Origin of the sequence: Bradyrhizobium sp. 2S1, assembly GCF_011516625.5 — a bacterium.
In the GTDB taxonomy this organism is placed as follows: Bacteria; Pseudomonadota; Alphaproteobacteria; order Rhizobiales; family Xanthobacteraceae; genus Bradyrhizobium; species Bradyrhizobium septentrionale.
The window spans coordinates 3,416,034-3,433,636 of the sequence record NZ_CP147717.1 but is presented as its reverse complement, the minus strand read 5'-3'; the positions used below and the strand labels follow the sequence as shown (position 1 = coordinate 3,433,636).

Here is a 17,603-nt window from a genome sequence, read left to right as displayed (position 1 = left end):
CGCGTCTTGCGAGAGGACACCTGCCACTAGGGCGTCAGGACCACACGACTTCACCGTCCGCTTCAGTCACGTTCGTCAGTTGTGACATCAGCGTCCACCGCATCTCACCACAACACCCGTGACGATGCGCAGCGCCCGTGACGATGCGCAGCGCCCGTCGATCGGGTGAGACGGGCAGACCATACATCGAGTTTAATTTCTGATAAAGCGAAGTATTTTTTCGCGATGGGCTTGCGCCGTCGGGCAACCCAGTGATTGGCGCGTGAGGGAGCCACCGGCAGAAGGGTTCCCTCCCCCCTCTTGTCCGCCGAAGACTCTTGGCGAAGGCGGATGCGGGGGAGGGAGCCCGCGCCGCGTGCTCACCTAATAGTCATTCCGGGTTTTCGCTTCGCGAGCCCCGGAATGACGAAGGAGGCGGCGATTGGCCTCGCATCATCGCCGCCCGCCACCACATTCCTCTTGCCAATCACGCGGCAACGATCGTGAGATGCGGCACGAGGCACAGCCGGGAGGTAGCGATGGATGATCGAGCCGTGCGGGCTGCGCTGCAGCGCCATTGGGAGGCGTCGGACGCGAGCGATTTCGCGCGCGAGCATGAGATCTACCACGAGGATGCAGTGCTCGATTATCCGCAATCGGGCGAGCGGATCCGGGGCCGGCGCAACATTCAGGAGAGCCGCACGGTGCAGCCGAACAGGAAGCGCTTCACGATCCAGCGCATGATCGGCGGCGGTGACCTCTGGGTCACCGAATTCGTGCTGACCTATGACGGCATCCCGTCCTATACGGTGAGCATCATGGAATTCCGCGACGGCCAGGTCGTGCACGAAACGCAGTATTTCGCCGACCGGTTTGAGCCGTCGCCCTCACGCGCACACCTTGTCGAGCACGTCGGCGGAGCACCGTCGCACTAACCTGGCAAGGACATTTGCGACCGCACCGGCCGGTGATCGCTACATGCCGTGGCTTTCAAAGACCTTCTTGCAGCTTGAGCTCAGGCTGGCCCGCTTCATCTGCAGACAGTTTTGCACGGCTCCGTCATTGCCGAGGTCCTTGCGGCAGAAGCGCTGCGCATCGCGCGAGCACGCATTCTGTTCCGCCTTGGTGCCGGAATGCTGCGCCAGCGCGACGCCGCTGCTCATCATGGCAACAGCACTAAGGATTACGATCGAAAGATAACGCATGGATGAACTCCTCCCGCTGCCCAACGGCAGCCGGAGCCGTTCGTTCCTGTGGAACCACGGATTCTACGGCGCCAGATACCGCAGCAATTCCGGATCGTTGCGCACCTCGCCCGCCCCGCCCTGCAGCGCGACGCGGCCGCGGTCCAGCACATAGGCATAATCGGCGACGCGCAGCGCGAGGTCGAGATGCTGCTCGACGATCACGACCGAAATGCTCTTGGCGAGTTCGATCAGCCGCTCGGTGATCTCCTCGATCACGCCGATCCAGACGCCTTCGGTCGGCTCGTCCAGCAGCAGCAGTTTTGGATTGCCGAGCATGGCGCGGCCGATCGCCAGCATCTTGCGCTCGCCGCCGGACAGCGTGCCGGCCGGCTGGTCGAGCCGCTGGCCGAGCTTCGGGAAGATCGCGAGCACGCGATCGACCGCGCTGGCATCCGAATTGGTCAGCGAGCCGACCGCGAGGTTGTCGCGCACCGACAGGCGGGCGAACACCGAATGCTCCTGCGGCACATAGCCGATGCCGGAGCGCACCCGCTCCTCGGTGCGGCGCCGCGTGATGTCGCGGCCGTCGAAGAACAATTCGCCCTGCGAGCTCGCGAGCTCGCCGACGATGGTCTTCATCAGCGTGGTCTTGCCGGCGCCGTTGCGGCCGAGCACCGCGACGCCGCCGCGCCAGGGAATGCCGATGTTGACATCGAACAGAACCTGGCTGCGGCCATAACCGGCATCGAGATGCCTGATATCGAGGAAGGACTGGTCAGGCACGGCGAAGATAAATCTCCTGGACGCTCTTGTTGGCCTGGATTTCCGCGACGGTGCCCGACGCCAGCACCTTGCCCTGGTCGAGCACGGTGAGGCGGTCGCAGATGTCGCGGATGAAATCGAGGTCGTCTTCGACGATGACGAGCGAGCAATGCTGCTTGATCGGCTGCAACAGCTCGCCGGTGACGCGGCGCTCCTCGAGGCTCATGCCGCCGGTCGGCTCATCCAGCAGCAACAGCCGCGGCTTGCCGGCGAGCGCCATCGCGATCTCGAGCCATTGCTGCTGGCCGTGCGACAGCGCCGCGGCCGCGTCATGCGCGCGATCGGCGAGACGGAACTGGGTCAGCATCGTCATCACCTGATCGTGCAGGCTCTTGCGGGTGCGCGAGAGCACCAGATCGAACAGCGAGGACTGCGCCTGCAGCGCCAGCAGGATGTTGTCGTACAGCGTCAGCGTCGGCAGCACCGAGGTGATCTGGAATTCAGGCTCATGCCGGCGCGGGCGCGCTCGGTCGGCGTGAACGCGGTGATGTCGGTGTTGATGAAGGAGACCTTGCCCGTGGTCGGCACCTCGGCGCCGGCGACGCATTTCATCAGCGTGCTCTTGCCCGAGCCGTTGGGGCCGATCAGGCCGTGAAACTCGTTCTCGCCGACGGTCAAGCCTGCGCCGTCCAGCGCGGTGAGCTTGCCGTACACCTTGCTGATGCCTGACGCCTCAAGGAGCGGCATTGCCGGTCTCCTTTGGCGCCTTGTTTGGTCCCTTGCTTGGCCCTTTGCCGAAACTGCCGACCCGCTCGCGCTCGCCGAGCACGAAGGAGATCAGCCCGAGCGGACGGAACATGATCACGAGCAGTAGCAGCACGCCGAGGATGATCGGCCAGACGTCGCGGTAATTGTCCGACAGCCAGAAGCTGACGCCCTCGATGATCACGGTGCCGATCACGGCGCCGATCAGCGTGCCGGAGCCACCGAACAAGACGTAAAGCACGACCTGGGTCGAGAACACGACGCCCAGCATGTTGGGCCAGACGAACCCCTCGTGGAAGGCATAGAGGCTGCCGGCCAGACCGGCGATGGTGCCGCCGACCGCGAAGATGATCGCCTTCAGGTGCTGCGCCTTGTAGCCGAAGAAGGCGATGCGCTGCTCGTTCTCGCGCAGGCCCGCCAGCGCCAGCCCGAATTGCGAACGGACCAGGAAGCGGCTGAGCAGGTAGACGACGACCAGGATGCCGAGCACCATGTAGTAGTAGACCGGCCCCTCCTCGAACTCGTAGCTGCCGAGTGTGAGAGGCGGGATCGACGGGATGCCGTTCTGGCCGCCGAGATAGTACCAGCCGCGCGCCAGCCGGTCCGCGGCATAGGAGCCGGTCAGGGTGCCGAGCGAGACGAAGATCACGCTCGAGGGATAGCGTCCGAGCAGGAGGAAGCCGCCGAGCAGCAGCGACGCGGTGAGCCCAATCAGCGCGCCCGCCGGCAGGATCAGCAGGATCGACGTGACGTTGAGGTCGCGCGCCGTCAGCGCCACGCCGTAGCCGGCGGCACCAAAGAACAGCGCCTGGCCGAAGCTCATGATGCCGGCATAGCCCCACACCAGGTCGAACGACAGCGCGAACAGCGCAAGGATCACCACGCGGGTGGCGAACACCGTGAGATAATCCTGAAGCACCCACGGCAGGACCAGTGCGATCAAAAGCACCAGCCCTTCCACGATCGGCAGGACCTTCCATCCTGCCGATGCCTGTCCCGGCGGCGCGCCTGCGGCCGGTGCACCCTCACCCGTCACGACATCTGGCTCCTCGCCGAGGCGTGCGACGGCCTGCTTTGCTCTACTCATCGATCGCTCAGCATTCCTTGGGATCAACGAGACCGTTGCTGCGCGCCACGATCTCATAGTTCCCGCCTTTGGCAACAGCCGTGTACATTTTCATCTTGCAGTGACGCTTGCCGGGAACCATCTCGGCGGGGCCGCCGGGCCCTTCGGCGATCTTGGCGTGGTCGAGGGCGGCCGCGACCGAATCGCGGTCGACCTTGCCGGCTTCCTTGACCGCCGCTTCCCACAGCTTGAGGCCGCGATAGGTTCCGGTCGCGGCGCTGCCGGCGGCGAACAGGATGTTGCCGGGAAACTCCTTATCATAGGCCGCCTGGAGCTTGGCGTTGAACGGATCGTCCTTGGTCAGCACCTTGAAATAGTCGAGGCAACTCGCCAGCCCCTCGATCTCGTTGGCCTGATTGATGTTGAGCGTGTTCTCGTCATAGTAGACGCAGGCGAGCCGCCCGCCATTCTTCAGGAAGCCGGCTTCATAGAGCTGCTTGAAGAACGGGCCGACGCCCGGCGGGATCACGGTGTTGAAGACGACATCGACCTTGTTGGAGACGATGCGGTTGACGGTCGACGAGAAGTCGACCTGGTCGAGCGGGTAGTATTCCTCGAACACGACCTCGCCGCCGTTCTGTTCGATCACCTTGCGGGCGTAGACGTTCAGCGTATGCGGCCAGACGTAGTTGGCGCTCGGCAGCGCGAACTTCTTGCCGCCGTTCTTGATCAGCCAGGGAATGAACTCGTCGCATTGCTGCGCCGGCGTCGGCCCGGTGCAGAACAGATAGGGCGTGCACTCCTTGCCCTCGTAGAGCTGCGGATAGATGTAGAGCGTCTTGCCGCGCGCCACGATCGGATCCTTGATCGCGTTGCGCATCGACGAGGTGATGCCGCCCAGCACCATGTCGACCTTGTCGCGCTGGATCAGCTTGCGGACATTGTCGACCGCGACCGATTCGTTCGAGGCGGTGTCCTCGATATAGAGCTCGAGCGGCCGGCCAAGCAGGCCGCCGCCGGCGTTGATCTCCTTGATCACCATCTTGGCGACGTTGGCGTCGGCGTTGCCGGCATAGGCGATCGGGCCGGTCAAATCGGTCGCGATGCCGACCTTGATCGGGCCGTCGGCGGCGTTGGCCCAGTCGGGCCTGACCACCCAGCTGCCGACGCCGGTTGCGAGCGCGCCGGTCGCGAAGGCAAAGTTGCCCATGAAGCGGCGGCGCGTGAGATTGGTGCGGTCGATGGACATCTGTCTAAACCCCTTTTCCAGCAATGAGGCCCTGCGGCCGAAATTTGATGAAGGCAATCGCGAGCACGAAGACGAGGACGTCGGCGACGACGGGCGACATCACCCATGGCAGCGCCGCGCTGAGCGTGCCGATCAGACCGGCGCCGGCGACCGGACCGATGAAGGAGCCGACCCCGCCGACCATCACGGCGACGAAACCCTGGATCAGGAATCGTATGCCGAGATCGGCAAAGAGGCTGAACACCGGCACGATCAGCGCGCCGGCAAGCCCGGCCAGCGCCGCGCCGAACGCGAAGGTCGCGCCGTAGATCAGGGGCGTCGAGATGCCCGAGGCGCGCGCCAGCGCCGGGTTCTCCAACGTGGCGCGGACCCGCAGCCCGAAGCTGGTGCGCGCCAGCAAGAGATAGCAGCCGCCCATCACCAGGAGCGTGATCACAATGATGGTGAAGCGCCAGGCCGAGATGTGGATCGAGCCGAGGTCGATCGAACCGCCGATCGGCTCCGGCACCGTGAGATAGAAGCCGCCGATCAGGCCGCGCACGCTTTCGCGGATGATCAGACCAAGCGCATAGGTGCCAAGCATCGCCACGATCGGCGCCGCATAGAACCGCCGGATGATCAGCGCCTCCAGCACGAAGCCGAGCGCACCGACCACAAAGGGCGCGGCGATCATGCCGGCCCAGACCGACGCCCCGTGGGCGTAGGCCAGATAGGTCACATAGGCTCCGAGCAGGACGAATTCGCCCTGCGCGAAGTTGAAGATGCCCATCATGCTGGCGATGATGCCGAGCCCGAGCACGACCAGGACGATGATCGCGCCGAAGCTGATGATCTCGAACGCCGCGGCGAAGCTAGTGGCCATGGCGTCCGATCCGTACCCTGTGCGTCTGCGACAAGCGGCGCCTCACATCTTCTTCCAGTCGCCGGCCTGCTCGAAGGCGTGCGCGGCGCGGTAGATGGTCTGCTCCTCGAACATCCGGCCGACCAGCATCAGGCCGACCGGCAGCCCGTCGACCATGCCGCAGGGCAGCGACATCGCCGGGTGATGGGTGATGTCGAACGGCGCGGTGTTGGAGATCATCTCGAGCGCGCGGGCGACATATTCCTCGCGGCTGGCATTGGCCTCGGGCAACTTCGTCGCCTTCATCGGCGTGGTCGGCATCAGCAGCAGATCGTAGTCCTTGAACGCCCTGTCGTAGGCCGCGGCCAGCCGGCGGGAGATGTTGAGCGCCTTGCCGTAGAAGCGCGGACCGAAACTGTTGTTGATGTAGGTGCCGAGCATCATGAACAGCTTCGTGGTCTCGGACAGGGAATCCGCCTGACGGCGCCAGCCGCGATGGAAATCCATCAGCGAGGTCGAATAGAGGTCGGAGCGGCTGAGGCCGTAGCCGTCGCCGAACATCATGGTCTGGGTCAGGCCTTCGGTGCCGATCGGGGTCCAGATCGCGCCGCCGGCCATGTGCATCGGGATCGACACGGTCTCGACCGACGCGCCGAGATCCTTGAAGCGCTTGGCCGCCTCGCGGACGCTTTCGTTGACCGCGGCCTCGGCGGTCGGCTGCTCAAAGCCTTCCTTGAGGATGCCGATCTTCATGCCCTTGACGCCGGCCCCCAACGCCTTGGTGTATTGCTCGACCTTCGGCGCCTTGATGCGCGGGTCGTAGCCGTCGTCGCCGGCGATCACTTCCAGCAGCAGCGCATTGTCTTCCACCGTCGCGGTCATCGGGCCGGTGTGGTCGACGTAGATCTCGATCGGCATGATGCCGGTATAGGGCACGAGGCCCCAGGTCGGCTTCATGCCGTAGGTGCCGCAGAACGAGGACGGCATGCGGATCGAGCCGCCCTGGTCGCCGCCGATCGCCATGTCGACCTCGCCGAGCGCGACCACGACGCCGGAACCCGACGACGAGCCGCCGGCCGAATAGCCCATCTTGTGCGGATTGTGCACCGGCCCGTAGGAGCCGGTGTGGCTGCCGCCGGACAGGCAGAAATGTTCGCAGTGCACCTTGCCGGCGATCTCGGCGCCGGCGTCGAGCATGCGCGTGACGATGGTGGCGTCGAAATCGGGCATATAGCCTTCCAGCGTCGACGAACCGTTGGTCATCGGCACGCCGGCCAGCATGATATTGTCCTTCAGCGCCACCGTCTTGCCCTTGAGCTTGCCGGAACTCGCGCCCTTCACGGTCGACTTGCGGTACCAGGCGTTGCGCGGGTTTTCCTCCGGGCTCGGGCGATAGCCCGGCGTGCGCGGATATTTCACCACCGGCAGTTCGTCCGGCATCGCGGCCACGACGTTGTAGGCGTCGATCGAGCCCTGCATCAGGCCGCGGAACGAGCCCACGTCCTCATCGGTCAGGGACAGGCCACACTGCTCAGCGACGGCACGAAGTTGCGTTGGCGTGGGAAGGACGACGGTCACGGCGCTCTCCTGAAGCTTTTGATCTTTGGAATTGATCCAAGGGCAGCAGCGTCGCGTTGGCACGCGAACTGCTCACCCCGTCGCTGTATTCAAAACGGAAATATTTTCCTTTTAAAGTATTATTTCGCAAAACTGTCTGACGAGGCTGCCGCACCCCGCCTCAGATCGCCCTGACCACCCTGAAGTCGAGGCCGTCGGCTTCGGCAAGATACATCGGCATCCTGGCATGGCCACTGCGAACCGTCACGGGCCCGCGCGGGCCGCGATAGACGGGGTTATCAGCTGCCGCGAGCAGCGGCCGCATCTCCAGCGTGCCGGCGCGGCTGGCGGCCGCCTCGAGCAGGCAGAATCCTTCATAGGCGGACTCGCTGCACGACCCGACCGGCGGCGCGAACGGACCGAACATCGCGCGATAGCGGTCCCTGAAATCGTCGCCGGCCTGCGAGCCGACGCCGGGGAAATAGCCGGAGGCGCAGAACAGGTTCTCGGTCTTGTCGGCGCCGATGCCGAGCAGCGCCGTTTCGTCGAAACAGGTGGCAAAGCGCAACGTGGTGGCGGCGAGCCCGGCATCGGCGAAGGCGCGGTTGAAGGTCACGCTGTCGGTGCCGATCAGCGAGATCAGCACCACATCGGGCTTCGCCGCACGGATGCGCGCCAGATGCGCCTCGTGATTGTCCTCGCCGACCGGCACGAACTCCTCGCCGACAACCTCGCCGCCGGTCTCCTTGATGTAGCGCTTCACCGCGCGATGCGACTGCCACGGCCAGACATAATCGCTGCCGATCAGGTACCAGCGCGAGGCGCGCTTCGCCTCGGCCAGCCAGTGGATCGACGGCCGGCTCTGCCAGCGCGGCGTCTCGCCGATCGCGATGACGCCCGGCGTCCGCTCGCCGCCTTCATAGACCGGCGTGTAGATGTAGGGGATCCGGCTGCTTGTGATGAGGTCGCGCAACGCGACCCGCACCGCACTGGTGTGCAAGCCCATGATGAGATCGACTTCGTCGGACGCGATCGCCTGCTCGGCGCGGTCGAGCACGTCGTCGAGCGGCCCGCCGGCGTCGTAGACCGAGAACTCGATCTCGCGGCCGAGGATGCCGCCGCGCCGGTTGATGTCGGCGACCGCAAGCTGCGCGATCGAGGTGGCAGCTGGACCCCACATCCCGGGCGAGCCGGTGCAGCAGACGAAGCCGCCGATCCGCAGCCGGTTCCGCGCACCGCGCGGACCGAAACCACCGCGATCCATCGGCGAAAATACCCGATCGGACGCCGACGCCAGGTTCCTGAACAGCAGGGATGGCGGGAACGGGAGGCGGCCATAGGCCATGACACTGGGCGTCGAATGCACACCTGCTCCTGTCTGGCACCGGCCCGCCGCGGCGAGCGCGGCATCGCCCTCACCGGCGACGGTACCATTCTAGATCGTCTTGATCACATTGAAGTCGAGACCGTCGGCTTCGGCAAGATAGATCGGCATTTCGGCGCGGCCGTCGCGAATGGTCACCGTGCCGCGCGCGCCGCTGTAGACGAGGTTGCGCCCGGCGGCGAGCAAGGGCCCCAGCGACAGCGAGCGGGCGCGGCTGGCCGCCGCCTCGAGGAAGCGCATGCCCTCGTAATTGGACTGCCCGACCGAGCCGATCGGCGGCGCGTGCGCCCCGAACATCGCACGGTAGCTGGTCCGGAAGTCGTCATTGGCGCGCGAATCGACGCAGCCGAAATAACCGGAGGCGCAGAACAGGTTCTCGGTCGCGTCAGGGCCGATGCCGAGCATCACGGTCTCGTCCATCGCGCCCGCATAGCGCAGCGTGGTGGCGGCGAGCCCGGCATCGGCAAAGGCGCGGTTGAAGGTGATGCTGTCGGTCCCGATCAGGGTGATCAGCACGACGTCAGGCCTGGCGGCGCGGATCCGCGCCAGATGCGGCTCGTGATTGTCCTCGCCGAGCGGAACGAATTCCTCACCGACCACCTGGCCGCCGGCTTCCTTGATGTAACGCTTCACCGCGCGATGCGACTGCCAGGGCCAGACATAGTCGCTGCCGATCAGGTACCAGCGCTGCGCCTTCTTGACCTCGGTGAGCCAGTGGATCGCCGGCCGGCTTTCGGCGCGCGGCGTCTCGCCGATCGCCATCACGCCGTGCGTCCGCTCGCCGCCCTCATAGACCGGCGTGTAGACATAGGGGATGCGGCCGCGTGTGACCTTGCGCAGCGCGAGGCGGACGGCGCTGATATGCGAGCCCATGATGACGTCGATCTCGTCGAAGGCGATCGCGCGCTCGGCGCGGCGCACCACGTCCTCGATCGGACCGCCGGCGTCGTACATCGACAATTCGACCTCGCGGCCGCGGATGCCGCCGCGCTTGTTGATCTCGGCGATCGCCAGCATGACACTGTTGGCCGAGATCGGTCCCCAAATCCCGGGCGCGCCCGAGAAGGTGATGAAATTGCCGATTCTGAGCTTGCCGTCGGTGCCGCGCCGGCGCGAGGAGCCCGGCCGAACGGTCAAAGCAAGATCGGCCGCGCTGGATGACGGGCTGCGAAACAGGTGCGGCGGCGCGACGGGCAAGCCGCCATACGCCTGGAAAGAGACCGTCGAGAGCACGCCAACTCCTGTCTGGGAAGCAGTACGCAACGCAGCCAGCGGGCGGTCGCGGCATCCGCCCCTTGGTTGGGGGAATATTCTAGGGGAAAATATTGAATATTCAACAATTGAAGTGCATATAGAAACGGCATGCGTTGCCGGACATTCATTCACCGGGTCAGGAACCAGGTCTCACGCCGTGGCTAAACCGCCGAAAGAAAATTCCCCGATCACCGAACATCTCGCCTACCTGCTGGCGCAGGCCAACCGGGAGATCAACCGGCAGTTGGAGACGCGGCTCGCCAAGGAAGGCGTGCCGGTCGAGCAGTGGCGCATCCTTAAAGTTCTGTCCGACGGCAACGGCCACTCGATGGGCGAGCTTGCCGACGCGGTGCTGCTCAACCATCCGACGCTAACCAAGATGATCGACCGCATGGTGTCGGACGCCCTGGTCTATCGCGTGCAGGATCCCAAGGATCGCCGGAAGGTGCTGATGTTCGTCTCAGACCGTGGCAAGGCGCTGTGCCGGCGGCTGAACTCGCTCGCGGTGAGCCAAGAAGAGCACATCGTCGAGAGCTATGGCGACAAGTCGACCACCGAGCTCAAGCGCCTGCTGGAAAGCCTGATCGGCAGCGCCAACTGACGCCGCGCCGGGCCTGATGCGCCGGCGGGGCGCGCTGATTTGGCGTGGTGATTTGGCGCGCCGCTGTCGAACCCTCAAAAAAGACCGGCTGCAGATGTCGGGACGCGGCCATTTGCTGCGTCCTTTGGGCGCGCCCGTGGCGCGGCCTTCGCGCCCGAGCGTTTGAGGTCCACCCGATCCACAGATAGCGAGGACACCCCGTCATGCCTTCGATCACGCCGTTCCTCTGGCTCGACAACAACGTCCGCGATGCGGTCGCGTTCTACAAATCGGTGTTTCCGAACGCTGAGATCGAGACCGTCAGCGATTTCATGGCGAGTTTTGAGCTCGAAGGGCAGCGGTTCTACGCGCTCAATGGCGGGCCGCAGCACAAGTTCAACGAGGCGGTGTCGTTCTTCCTCAGCGTCGAGACCCAGCAGCAGGTGGATTATTTCTGGGAGAAGCTCACCGACGGCGGCCAGGAATCACGCTGCGGCTGGCTCAAGGACCGCTTCGGCCTGTCCTGGCAAGTGATCCCGTCAGCGCTGAGCCGCTACCTCAGCGATCCCGACCGCATCAGGGCCGACCGGGTCATGCAGGCGATGCTGAAGATGCAGAAGATCGTGATCGCCGACCTCGACAAGGCCTACGCGGGCTGAGGGCAATACGCGTTCGACGGGCGGGCCGATCGCCCGCCGCGCCGTCTGGGGCGGCTGGGCGCACCGGGTTTCCTCCGATGGAAGCACGCTGCGCTTGCGGAGCGGGACGTACCCGGCCACGCCAACAACCTTGCCGGCATGCGAAATTTCCAAGAAGCTGGGTGGCGATACTTAGCGCTATTTCCAGGGAGGCACGATTTCCATGAAAGCGATCATCGGAATTGCTTTGGCTGCAATGCTGGTCACGTCGGCGAGTGCGCAGGAGTCACCGTTTCGAAAAGAGCTGAAGCGAGGCGACCTGACCGGGACGAACATGGAAGTCGTCACGAGCATTAGCGAGTTCAAGCCCGGTGACACCCCAACGCTTCACATCCATCACGGTGAGGAATCCTATTACTTCCTCGAAGGTGGCACCATCGAATTGCCGGACGGAAAGCAGGTGCCCCTCCCGACTGGCGCCGTCGGCTTGAATGTGAGGGATACACCACACGGCGCTTTCAAGGTCGTCGGTGACAAGACGATCAAGCTGCTGACCGTTCATATTGTCGACAAGGGCAAGCCGCTTTACGACACCCCGAAATAGCATCGTTCAACGGCCATCGGGCGAACAGCAGGCGTGACGGACTGCGGGCGCCCGCCATATACGCCCAACCCACTGAAGTCGCTTCTTACGCGTACCGCCCGTGGCAGTGCTTGTACTTCTTGCCGCTGCCGCAGGGGCAGTCCTCGTTGCGGCCGACCTTGCCCCAGCTTGTGGGGTTGTTCGGATCGCGGTCGGCGGCGGACATTGCCGGCGCCAGCGAGGCCTGGGCGTAGGTGGCTTCGGTCAGGCGGGCCTGGGCGAACTCGTCCTCGCCGGTGTTGGGATCGAGCTTGTGCGCTTCCATCGGCGGCAGCGGCAGCGGCGGCTCCTCCGGCGGAACGATCTCGACCCGCATCAATTGCGCGGTGACCGCCTCGCGCAGATGCGCGCTCATCTCCTGGAACAGGTTGAAGGCCTCGGTCTTGTACTCCTGCAGCGGATCGCGCTGGCCGTAGCCGCGCAGGCCGATCACCTGGCGCAGATGGTCGAGCATGATCAGGTGCTCGCGCCAGAGATGGTCAAGCGTCTGCAACAGGATGGTCTTCTCGACGTAGCGCATCACGTCGGGGCCCCATTGCGCGACCTTGGCCGCCATGCGCTCGTCGACATGGTTCTCGATGCGGTTGAGCAGCTCCTCGTCGGCGATGCCTTCTTCCTTGGCCCATTCGTCGACCGGCAGGTCGACATCGAGCACGCGCTTCAACTCTTCCTTGAGGCCCGCGGTGTCCCACTGCTCGGCATAGGCATGCTCGGGGATGTGCTTGGCGACCACGTCCTCGACGAAGGCATGGCGCATGTCGGTCACGGTCTCGACCACGCTGTCGTCCTTCATCAGGTCGATGCGCTGGTCGAAGATCACCTTGCGCTGGTCGTTCTGGACGTTGTCGAACTTCAGCAGGTTCTTGCGGATGTCGAAGTTGCGCGCCTCGACCTTCTGCTGCGCCTTCTCGAGCGCTTTGTTGATCCAGGGATGGATGATGGCCTCGCCTTCCTGCAGGCCGAGCCGCTGCAGCATGCTGTCGAGCCGGTCGGAGCCGAAGATGCGCATCAGATCGTCTTCCAGCGACAGGAAGAACTTTGAGCGGCCAGGATCGCCCTGACGGCCGGAACGGCCGCGCAGCTGGTTGTCGATGCGCCGGGATTCGTGACGCTCGGAGCCGATGATGTAAAGGCCGCCCGGCTTCTTCACGGTCTTGGCGGGCTTGTTGCCCTTGGCGGGCTCGACCTCGAAATCCTCTTCCGCCTTCAGCACGAGCTCGCGGAAGCGTTCGATGTCGGCCTTGATCAGCTCGATCTTCTTGGCCTTCTCGGCCTCGTCGGTGATTCCTACGGTCTCCTGCTGGATCCGCATCTCGAGCGAGCCGCCGAGCTTGATGTCGGTGCCGCGGCCGGCCATGTTGGTCGCGATCGTGATCGCGCCCGGCACGCCGGCTTCCGCGACGATATAGGCCTCCTGCTCGTGGAAGCGCGCGTTCAGCACCGCGAACAGTTTTGCCGGCTTGCCCGCGCGCGCCGCGGCGTAAAGCTTCTCCATGCCGGATTCGGCGCCGAAGTCGATCTGCTTGTAGCCGTGCTTCTTGAGATACTCGGCCAGCACTTCTGATTTTTCGATCGACGCCGTACCGACCAGCACCGGCTGCAGCCGCTTGTTGGCGCGCTCGATCTCGGCAAGGATCGCGGCGTATTTCTCGTTCTGGGTGCGGTAGACCTCGTCGTCCTCGTCGAGGCGCGCCACCGGCAGGTTGGTCGGGATCTCGACGACCTCGAGCTTGTAGATGTCGAACAGTTCGTCGGCTTCGGTCAGCGCCGTGCCGGTCATGCCGGACAGCTTCTGGTACATCCGGAAATAGTTCTGGAAGGTGATCGAGGCCAGCGTCTGGTTCTCGGGCTGGACCGTGACGTGCTCCTTGGCCTCCAGCGCCTGGTGCAGGCCTTCCGAATAGCGGCGGCCCTGCATCATGCGTCCGGTGAACTCGTCGATGATGACGACCTCGTCGTCGCGGACGATGTAGTCCTTGTCGCGGGTGAACAGCGTATGCGCACGCAGCGCCTGGTTGACGTGATGCACGACGGAGACGTTCTCGACGTCGTACAGCGACTCGCCCTTGAGCTGGCCGGCGTCGCGCAGCAAGTTCTCGAGCTTCTCCATGCCGCCTTCGGTCAGCGTCACCGTGCGCTGCTTCTCGTCGACCTCGAAGTCGGCGACCTTGGTCAGCTGCGGCATGAAGGTGTCGATGGTGTTGTAGAAATCCGACCGGTCGTCGAGCGGTCCGGAGATGATCAGCGGCGTGCGCGCTTCGTCGATCAGGATGGAGTCGACTTCGTCGACGATCGCGTAGAAGTGCTCGCGCTGGACCATATCCTCCAGGCGGTACTTCATGTTGTCGCGCAGATAGTCGAAGCCGTATTCGTTGTTGGTGCCGTAGGTGATGTCGCAGGCATAGGCCGCCTTGCGCTCGGCATCGTCGAGGCCGTGCACGATCACGCCGGTGGTCAGCCCCAGGAACGAGTAGATCTGGCCCATCCAGCCGGAGTCGCGGCGGGCGAGGTAGTCGTTGACGGTGACGACATGGACGCCCTTGCCGGCGAGCGCGTTGAGGTAGACCGCGAGGGTTGCGACCAGCGTCTTGCCTTCACCGGTCTTCATCTCAGCGATGTCGCCCTCGTGCAGCACCATGCCGCCGATCAGCTGAACATCGAAATGGCGCTGGCCGAGCGTCCGCTTGGCCGCCTCCCGCACCGTGGCGAAGGCCGGAACCAGGAGGTCGTCGAGCGTCTTGCCGCCGGCGAGCTGCTGCTTGAATTCGGCGGTGCGCGCCTTGAGCTCATCGTCGGTGAGTTTGACCAACTCGGGCTCGAGCGCGTTGATGGCGTTGACGCGGGACTGATACCCCTTGACCCGACGGTCGTTGGATGAGCCGAAAAACTTGCGGGCGAGCGCGCCGATCATGCGAAATTCCTGTTCTTCGGTCTTGAGTTAGGTCTCGAATTTAGTTCTTGGATTACAGCCTGAGATGGTCCGCCAGATCGCCTATCAACTCACCGTGACGCGCTCCGGTTCGAGCCCGACCCGGGGCTCCTCCGCCAATTGAGTGGGAAACAGGCCATCCTGGGTTCAACGGCGAAAAACGCAGCAAAATAAGCGCTCTCACCGCCGACACGGTTGGCCAGAGATATGGCCCGCTTGGGGGGTTGTCAACGCTGGCAAGATGTCAAGGAATTCATCATTTTGACAAGACTTTCGCGTTGCCAATGTAACACGATTGGGCGAGTGTCCGCCCCGCTCGAGCTCCCCCCCCCCCCTTGAGACAAGGATTTTGCATGACCACCTCGCCTCCGGAAACCAAAACCGGCCTGCGCCTCGGCCTCGCCACCCTGGCCGCCACGGGCTGTCTTGTCGCAGTGCTGGCTGCCGGCCTTCCGGTCCGCGCCGCGGAATCCGACCCGGTGCTGGCGAAGGTGAACGGTTCCGAGATCCATGCCAGCGACGTGGCGCTCGCCGAGGAGGAACTCGGCCCGAGCCTGGCCCAGATGGACCCCGCGACCAAGAAGGACAACGTGCTGTCGTTCCTGATCGACATGAAGATCGTGTCCAAGGCCGCCGAGGACAAGAAGATCGAGAACAATGACGACTTCAAGAAGCGCCTCGCCTTTACCCGCAACCGCCTGTTGATGGACAGCCTGCTTGCCAGCGAGGGCAAGGCGGCGACTACCGACGACGCCATGAAGAAGGTCTATGACGAGGCCGCCAAGCAGATCACCGGCGAGCAGGAGGTGCGCGCCCGCCACATCCTGGTCGAGACCGAGGACGAGGCCAAGGCGATCAAGGCCGAGCTCGACAAGGGCGCCGACTTCGCCGAGCTCGCCAAGAAGAAGTCCAAGGACCCCGGCGCCTCCGACGGCGGCGACCTCGGCTTCTTCACCAAGGAGCAGATGGTGCCGGAATTCTCCGCGGTCGCCTTCTCGCTCGAGCCGGGCAAGATCTCCGATCCGGTCAAGTCGCAGTTCGGCTGGCACATCATCAAGGTCGAGGAAAAGCGCAGCCGCAAGGCGCCCGACTTCGAGCAGGTGAAGGCCCAGATCGAGACCTATGTGACCCGCAAGGCCCAGGCCGACTACGTCGCCAAGCTGCGCGAGGCCGCCAAGGTCGAGCGCCTGGACAAGCCGGCCGACGCGGCGACCCCGCCGGCCGATGCGGCCAAGGATGCGCCGAAGCCCGCCGACAACAAGATGGCGCCGGCGAAGAAGTAAGCTTCGCTAAGCCGACAGTTTCAACGTGCGATGGCCGGGCATGTCCCGGCCATTTGCGTTTTGGGATGCACTCGGCTGATCGCGTCGTCCCGGGCTAGGAGCCCGTCCAGATATGTTTTCGTGACGGGCATTTGTTGTAGAGTAGCAGGCTCAGGCTGCGTTTGCGAGGTTGAACAGCTTGAGGAGGTTATGGACGGTGCAGATCATTGTCCACTCGGCGCGCACTTTCTCGATGCCCCGCAACAGGAACTGGCGGAAGCCTCTTGCCTGTTTGATCTGCCCGAACACCGGCTCCACCACTTGCTTTCGCAATCGGTAGGGTGTTTCGAAGCCGCCATCGTCGATCTTCTTTCGCATGGCCTGTGTCAGCGGGCCGCCGACTTTTCCGTTCGCTACTGTCGGGTGCTTGGCGCGTCCGGGCGCGACATAGCCATCGATGCTGCGTGTGTCGAGCGCTTCGAGATTGGCTTCGCTGCAGTAGCCGGAATCCGCTGAGGCCTGCCGCGGCTTGCGGCCAAGATTGCTCTCGATGGCCTCGATCAGGGGCACCAACTGGCCCTGATCGCTGCCGTGCTGGGTCAGTTCTTGCGCGACAATGATCTGGGCATGTGCATCGACGGCCGCCTGGGCATTATAGGCCTGAACGAAGCCATCCTTCGACTTCATGATGCAGCTTTCCGGATCGGTGAAGTTGCGTTGCGCCTTGGGATTGGGTTCCTCCGATGGCAGCGCCGCCGGTTTGCCCGGCTTCTTGCGGCCTTCGGCCTGGCGCTGCTGTTCCTTTTCGGCCTCGATGCGGCGCTCTTCCTCCGCCGCCAGTTTGGCGTCCGCTTCCAGCGCCGCCATCGCTTGCTGGATCTTCGCCAGCCGTTTCTGCTTGTCGACGGTCCAGTCCGGCAGTTCGTCGCTGTTGCCGAAAGTCTCATCCTCCGAGGCATCCGCCGCCTCGGCGGCCGCCAGCATGCGAGCGACCTCGGCCTTCAATTCCGCCTCGCGCTTCTTCATGCGCTCATAACTCATCGCCTTGTGTTTCGACGCGTTCGCCTTGATCTTCGTACCATCCAGCGCGACATGACCGAGCTTGACCAGCCCGGCCGTCTCGCACAACTTCAGAACCTGCACGAATAGCGCGCCGAGCGCCTTCAAATGTCGCTTGCGAAAGTCGCTGATCGTCCGAAAATCCGGCGCATCCAGCGCCACGATCATCACAAAATCGTTCCGCTCCCGGCAGGCCTTGGCAATCCGACGCGACGAATACAGCCCACTCGCATAGCTATGCAGCAGCAGCGCCACCATCATCCGCGGATCAAACGGCGGCTGCCCAAGCCCGCTCACATAGCTGCCCATGATCTCCCTGAGATCGAGGCTCTCCCGCACCAGATCAACCATAAACCGCGAGACATGGCCTTTCGGCACGAAGTCCTGCACATTCGGCGGCAGAAGCAGCGTCTGATCGATGTTCCAAGGCCGAAAATACTTGCTCATC

At 64.2% G+C, this 17,603-nt stretch carries 15 protein-coding genes and 1 pseudogene; 5 read left to right on the top strand and 11 right to left on the bottom strand.

The window, feature by feature from the left end; genetic code table 11:
- Positions 1-518: 518 nt before the first annotated feature.
- Entirely contained in the window at positions 519-914 is a 396-nt protein-coding gene (locus HAP54_RS16190; protein WP_166301606.1) for a nuclear transport factor 2 family protein, read from the top strand.
- 39 nt (positions 915-953) lie between these two features.
- Here the strand turns inward: HAP54_RS16190 and HAP54_RS16185 are convergent, their stop codons facing one another.
- The 9 genes and pseudogenes from HAP54_RS16185 to HAP54_RS16145 form a co-directional block, all read right to left on the bottom strand.
- Positions 954-1,184 carry a hypothetical protein gene (locus tag HAP54_RS16185; protein ID WP_166301603.1) on the bottom strand — a complete coding sequence of 77 codons (231 nt, stop codon included), beginning with the start codon at positions 1,182-1,184 and terminating at the stop codon, positions 954-956.
- Between the two features lie 63 nt (positions 1,185-1,247).
- Positions 1,248-1,949: an ABC transporter ATP-binding protein gene (locus HAP54_RS16180; protein ID WP_166301600.1), complete on the bottom strand. Its 702-nt coding sequence runs from the start codon at positions 1,947-1,949 to the stop codon at positions 1,248-1,250.
- Positions 1,942-2,675, bottom strand: a pseudogene (locus tag HAP54_RS16175) (ABC transporter ATP-binding protein). Before HAP54_RS16175 ends, HAP54_RS16180 begins: the two are co-directional and overlap by 8 nt.
- The gene (locus HAP54_RS16170) at positions 2,662-3,780 is read right to left on the bottom strand and encodes a branched-chain amino acid ABC transporter permease (RefSeq protein ID WP_224741910.1); all 1,119 of its coding nucleotides are present in this window, start codon (positions 3,778-3,780) and stop codon (positions 2,662-2,664) included. Before HAP54_RS16170 ends, HAP54_RS16175 begins: the two are co-directional and overlap by 14 nt.
- A 7-nt stretch (positions 3,781-3,787) precedes the next feature.
- Entirely contained in the window at positions 3,788-5,008 is a 1,221-nt protein-coding gene (locus HAP54_RS16165) for a substrate-binding protein (RefSeq protein WP_166301594.1), read from the bottom strand.
- Positions 5,009-5,012: 4 nt separating this feature from the next.
- A complete protein-coding gene (locus tag HAP54_RS16160; protein ID WP_166301591.1) occupies positions 5,013-5,870 on the bottom strand; it encodes a branched-chain amino acid ABC transporter permease in 858 nt (285 codons plus the stop codon).
- Positions 5,871-5,912: 42 nt separating this feature from the next.
- Positions 5,913-7,427 carry an amidase gene (locus HAP54_RS16155; RefSeq protein ID WP_166301588.1) on the bottom strand — a complete coding sequence of 505 codons (1,515 nt, stop codon included), beginning with the start codon at positions 7,425-7,427 and terminating at the stop codon, positions 5,913-5,915.
- A 160-nt stretch (positions 7,428-7,587) separates the two neighbouring features.
- A complete protein-coding gene (locus HAP54_RS16150) occupies positions 7,588-8,751 on the bottom strand; it encodes a substrate-binding domain-containing protein (protein ID WP_166301585.1) in 1,164 nt (387 codons plus the stop codon).
- Positions 8,752-8,841: 90 nt separating this feature from the next.
- On the bottom strand, positions 8,842-10,023 hold the full coding sequence (locus HAP54_RS16145) for a substrate-binding domain-containing protein (protein WP_166301583.1): 1,182 nt from the start codon (positions 10,021-10,023) through the stop codon (positions 8,842-8,844).
- A 178-nt stretch (positions 10,024-10,201) separates the two neighbouring features.
- On the opposite strand from HAP54_RS16145, the gene HAP54_RS16140 reads away from it, so the two are divergent.
- The 3 genes from HAP54_RS16140 (at position 10,202) to HAP54_RS16130 (ending at position 11,866) form a co-directional block, all read left to right on the top strand.
- Entirely contained in the window at positions 10,202-10,645 is a 444-nt protein-coding gene (locus HAP54_RS16140) for a MarR family winged helix-turn-helix transcriptional regulator (protein WP_016847408.1), read from the top strand.
- 203 nt (positions 10,646-10,848) lie between these two features.
- Positions 10,849-11,283 carry a VOC family protein gene (locus HAP54_RS16135; RefSeq protein ID WP_166301580.1) on the top strand — a complete coding sequence of 145 codons (435 nt, stop codon included), beginning with the start codon at positions 10,849-10,851 and terminating at the stop codon, positions 11,281-11,283.
- A 202-nt stretch (positions 11,284-11,485) separates the two neighbouring features.
- Entirely contained in the window at positions 11,486-11,866 is a 381-nt protein-coding gene (locus HAP54_RS16130; RefSeq protein ID WP_166301577.1) for a cupin domain-containing protein, read from the top strand.
- 85 nt (positions 11,867-11,951) lie between these two features.
- Here HAP54_RS16130 and secA read toward each other — a convergent pair whose 3' ends face one another.
- On the bottom strand, positions 11,952-14,816 hold the full coding sequence (gene secA / locus HAP54_RS16125; protein WP_166301574.1) for a preprotein translocase subunit SecA: 2,865 nt from the start codon (positions 14,814-14,816) through the stop codon (positions 11,952-11,954).
- A gap of 371 nt (positions 14,817-15,187) precedes the next feature.
- On the opposite strand from secA, the gene HAP54_RS16120 reads away from it, so the two are divergent.
- Positions 15,188-16,117, top strand: a complete 930-nt coding sequence (locus HAP54_RS16120) for a peptidylprolyl isomerase (protein WP_166212088.1) — start codon at positions 15,188-15,190, stop codon at positions 16,115-16,117.
- Positions 16,118-16,267: 150 nt separating this feature from the next.
- On the opposite strand, the gene HAP54_RS16115 is transcribed toward HAP54_RS16120, so the two are convergent.
- Positions 16,268-17,602 (bottom strand): IS1182 family transposase, encoded by a 1,335-nt coding sequence (locus HAP54_RS16115; RefSeq protein WP_166301571.1) that lies wholly within the window; start codon positions 17,600-17,602, stop codon positions 16,268-16,270.
- Position 17,603: the final 1 nt, after the last annotated feature.

Coding starts and splice junctions, on each gene's coding strand:
- HAP54_RS16190 (WP_166301606.1), top strand. CDS start 519: ATGGATGATCGAGCCGTGCGGGCTGCGCTGCAGCGCCATTGGGAGGCG.
- HAP54_RS16185 (WP_166301603.1), bottom strand. CDS start 1,184: ATGCGTTATCTTTCGATCGTAATCCTTAGTGCTGTTGCCATGATGAGC.
- HAP54_RS16170 (WP_224741910.1), bottom strand. CDS start 3,780: ATGAGTAGAGCAAAGCAGGCCGTCGCACGCCTCGGCGAGGAGCCAGAT.
- HAP54_RS16165 (WP_166301594.1), bottom strand. CDS start 5,008: ATGTCCATCGACCGCACCAATCTCACGCGCCGCCGCTTCATGGGCAAC.
- HAP54_RS16160 (WP_166301591.1), bottom strand. CDS start 5,870: ATGGCCACTAGCTTCGCCGCGGCGTTCGAGATCATCAGCTTCGGCGCG.
- HAP54_RS16150 (WP_166301585.1), bottom strand. CDS start 8,751: ATGGCCTATGGCCGCCTCCCGTTCCCGCCATCCCTGCTGTTCAGGAAC.
- HAP54_RS16135 (WP_166301580.1), top strand. CDS start 10,849: ATGCCTTCGATCACGCCGTTCCTCTGGCTCGACAACAACGTCCGCGAT.
- HAP54_RS16130 (WP_166301577.1), top strand. CDS start 11,486: ATGAAAGCGATCATCGGAATTGCTTTGGCTGCAATGCTGGTCACGTCG.
- secA (WP_166301574.1), bottom strand. CDS start 14,816: ATGATCGGCGCGCTCGCCCGCAAGTTTTTCGGCTCATCCAACGACCGT.
- HAP54_RS16120 (WP_166212088.1), top strand. CDS start 15,188: ATGACCACCTCGCCTCCGGAAACCAAAACCGGCCTGCGCCTCGGCCTC.
- HAP54_RS16115 (WP_166301571.1), bottom strand. CDS start 17,602: ATGAGCAAGTATTTTCGGCCTTGGAACATCGATCAGACGCTGCTTCTG.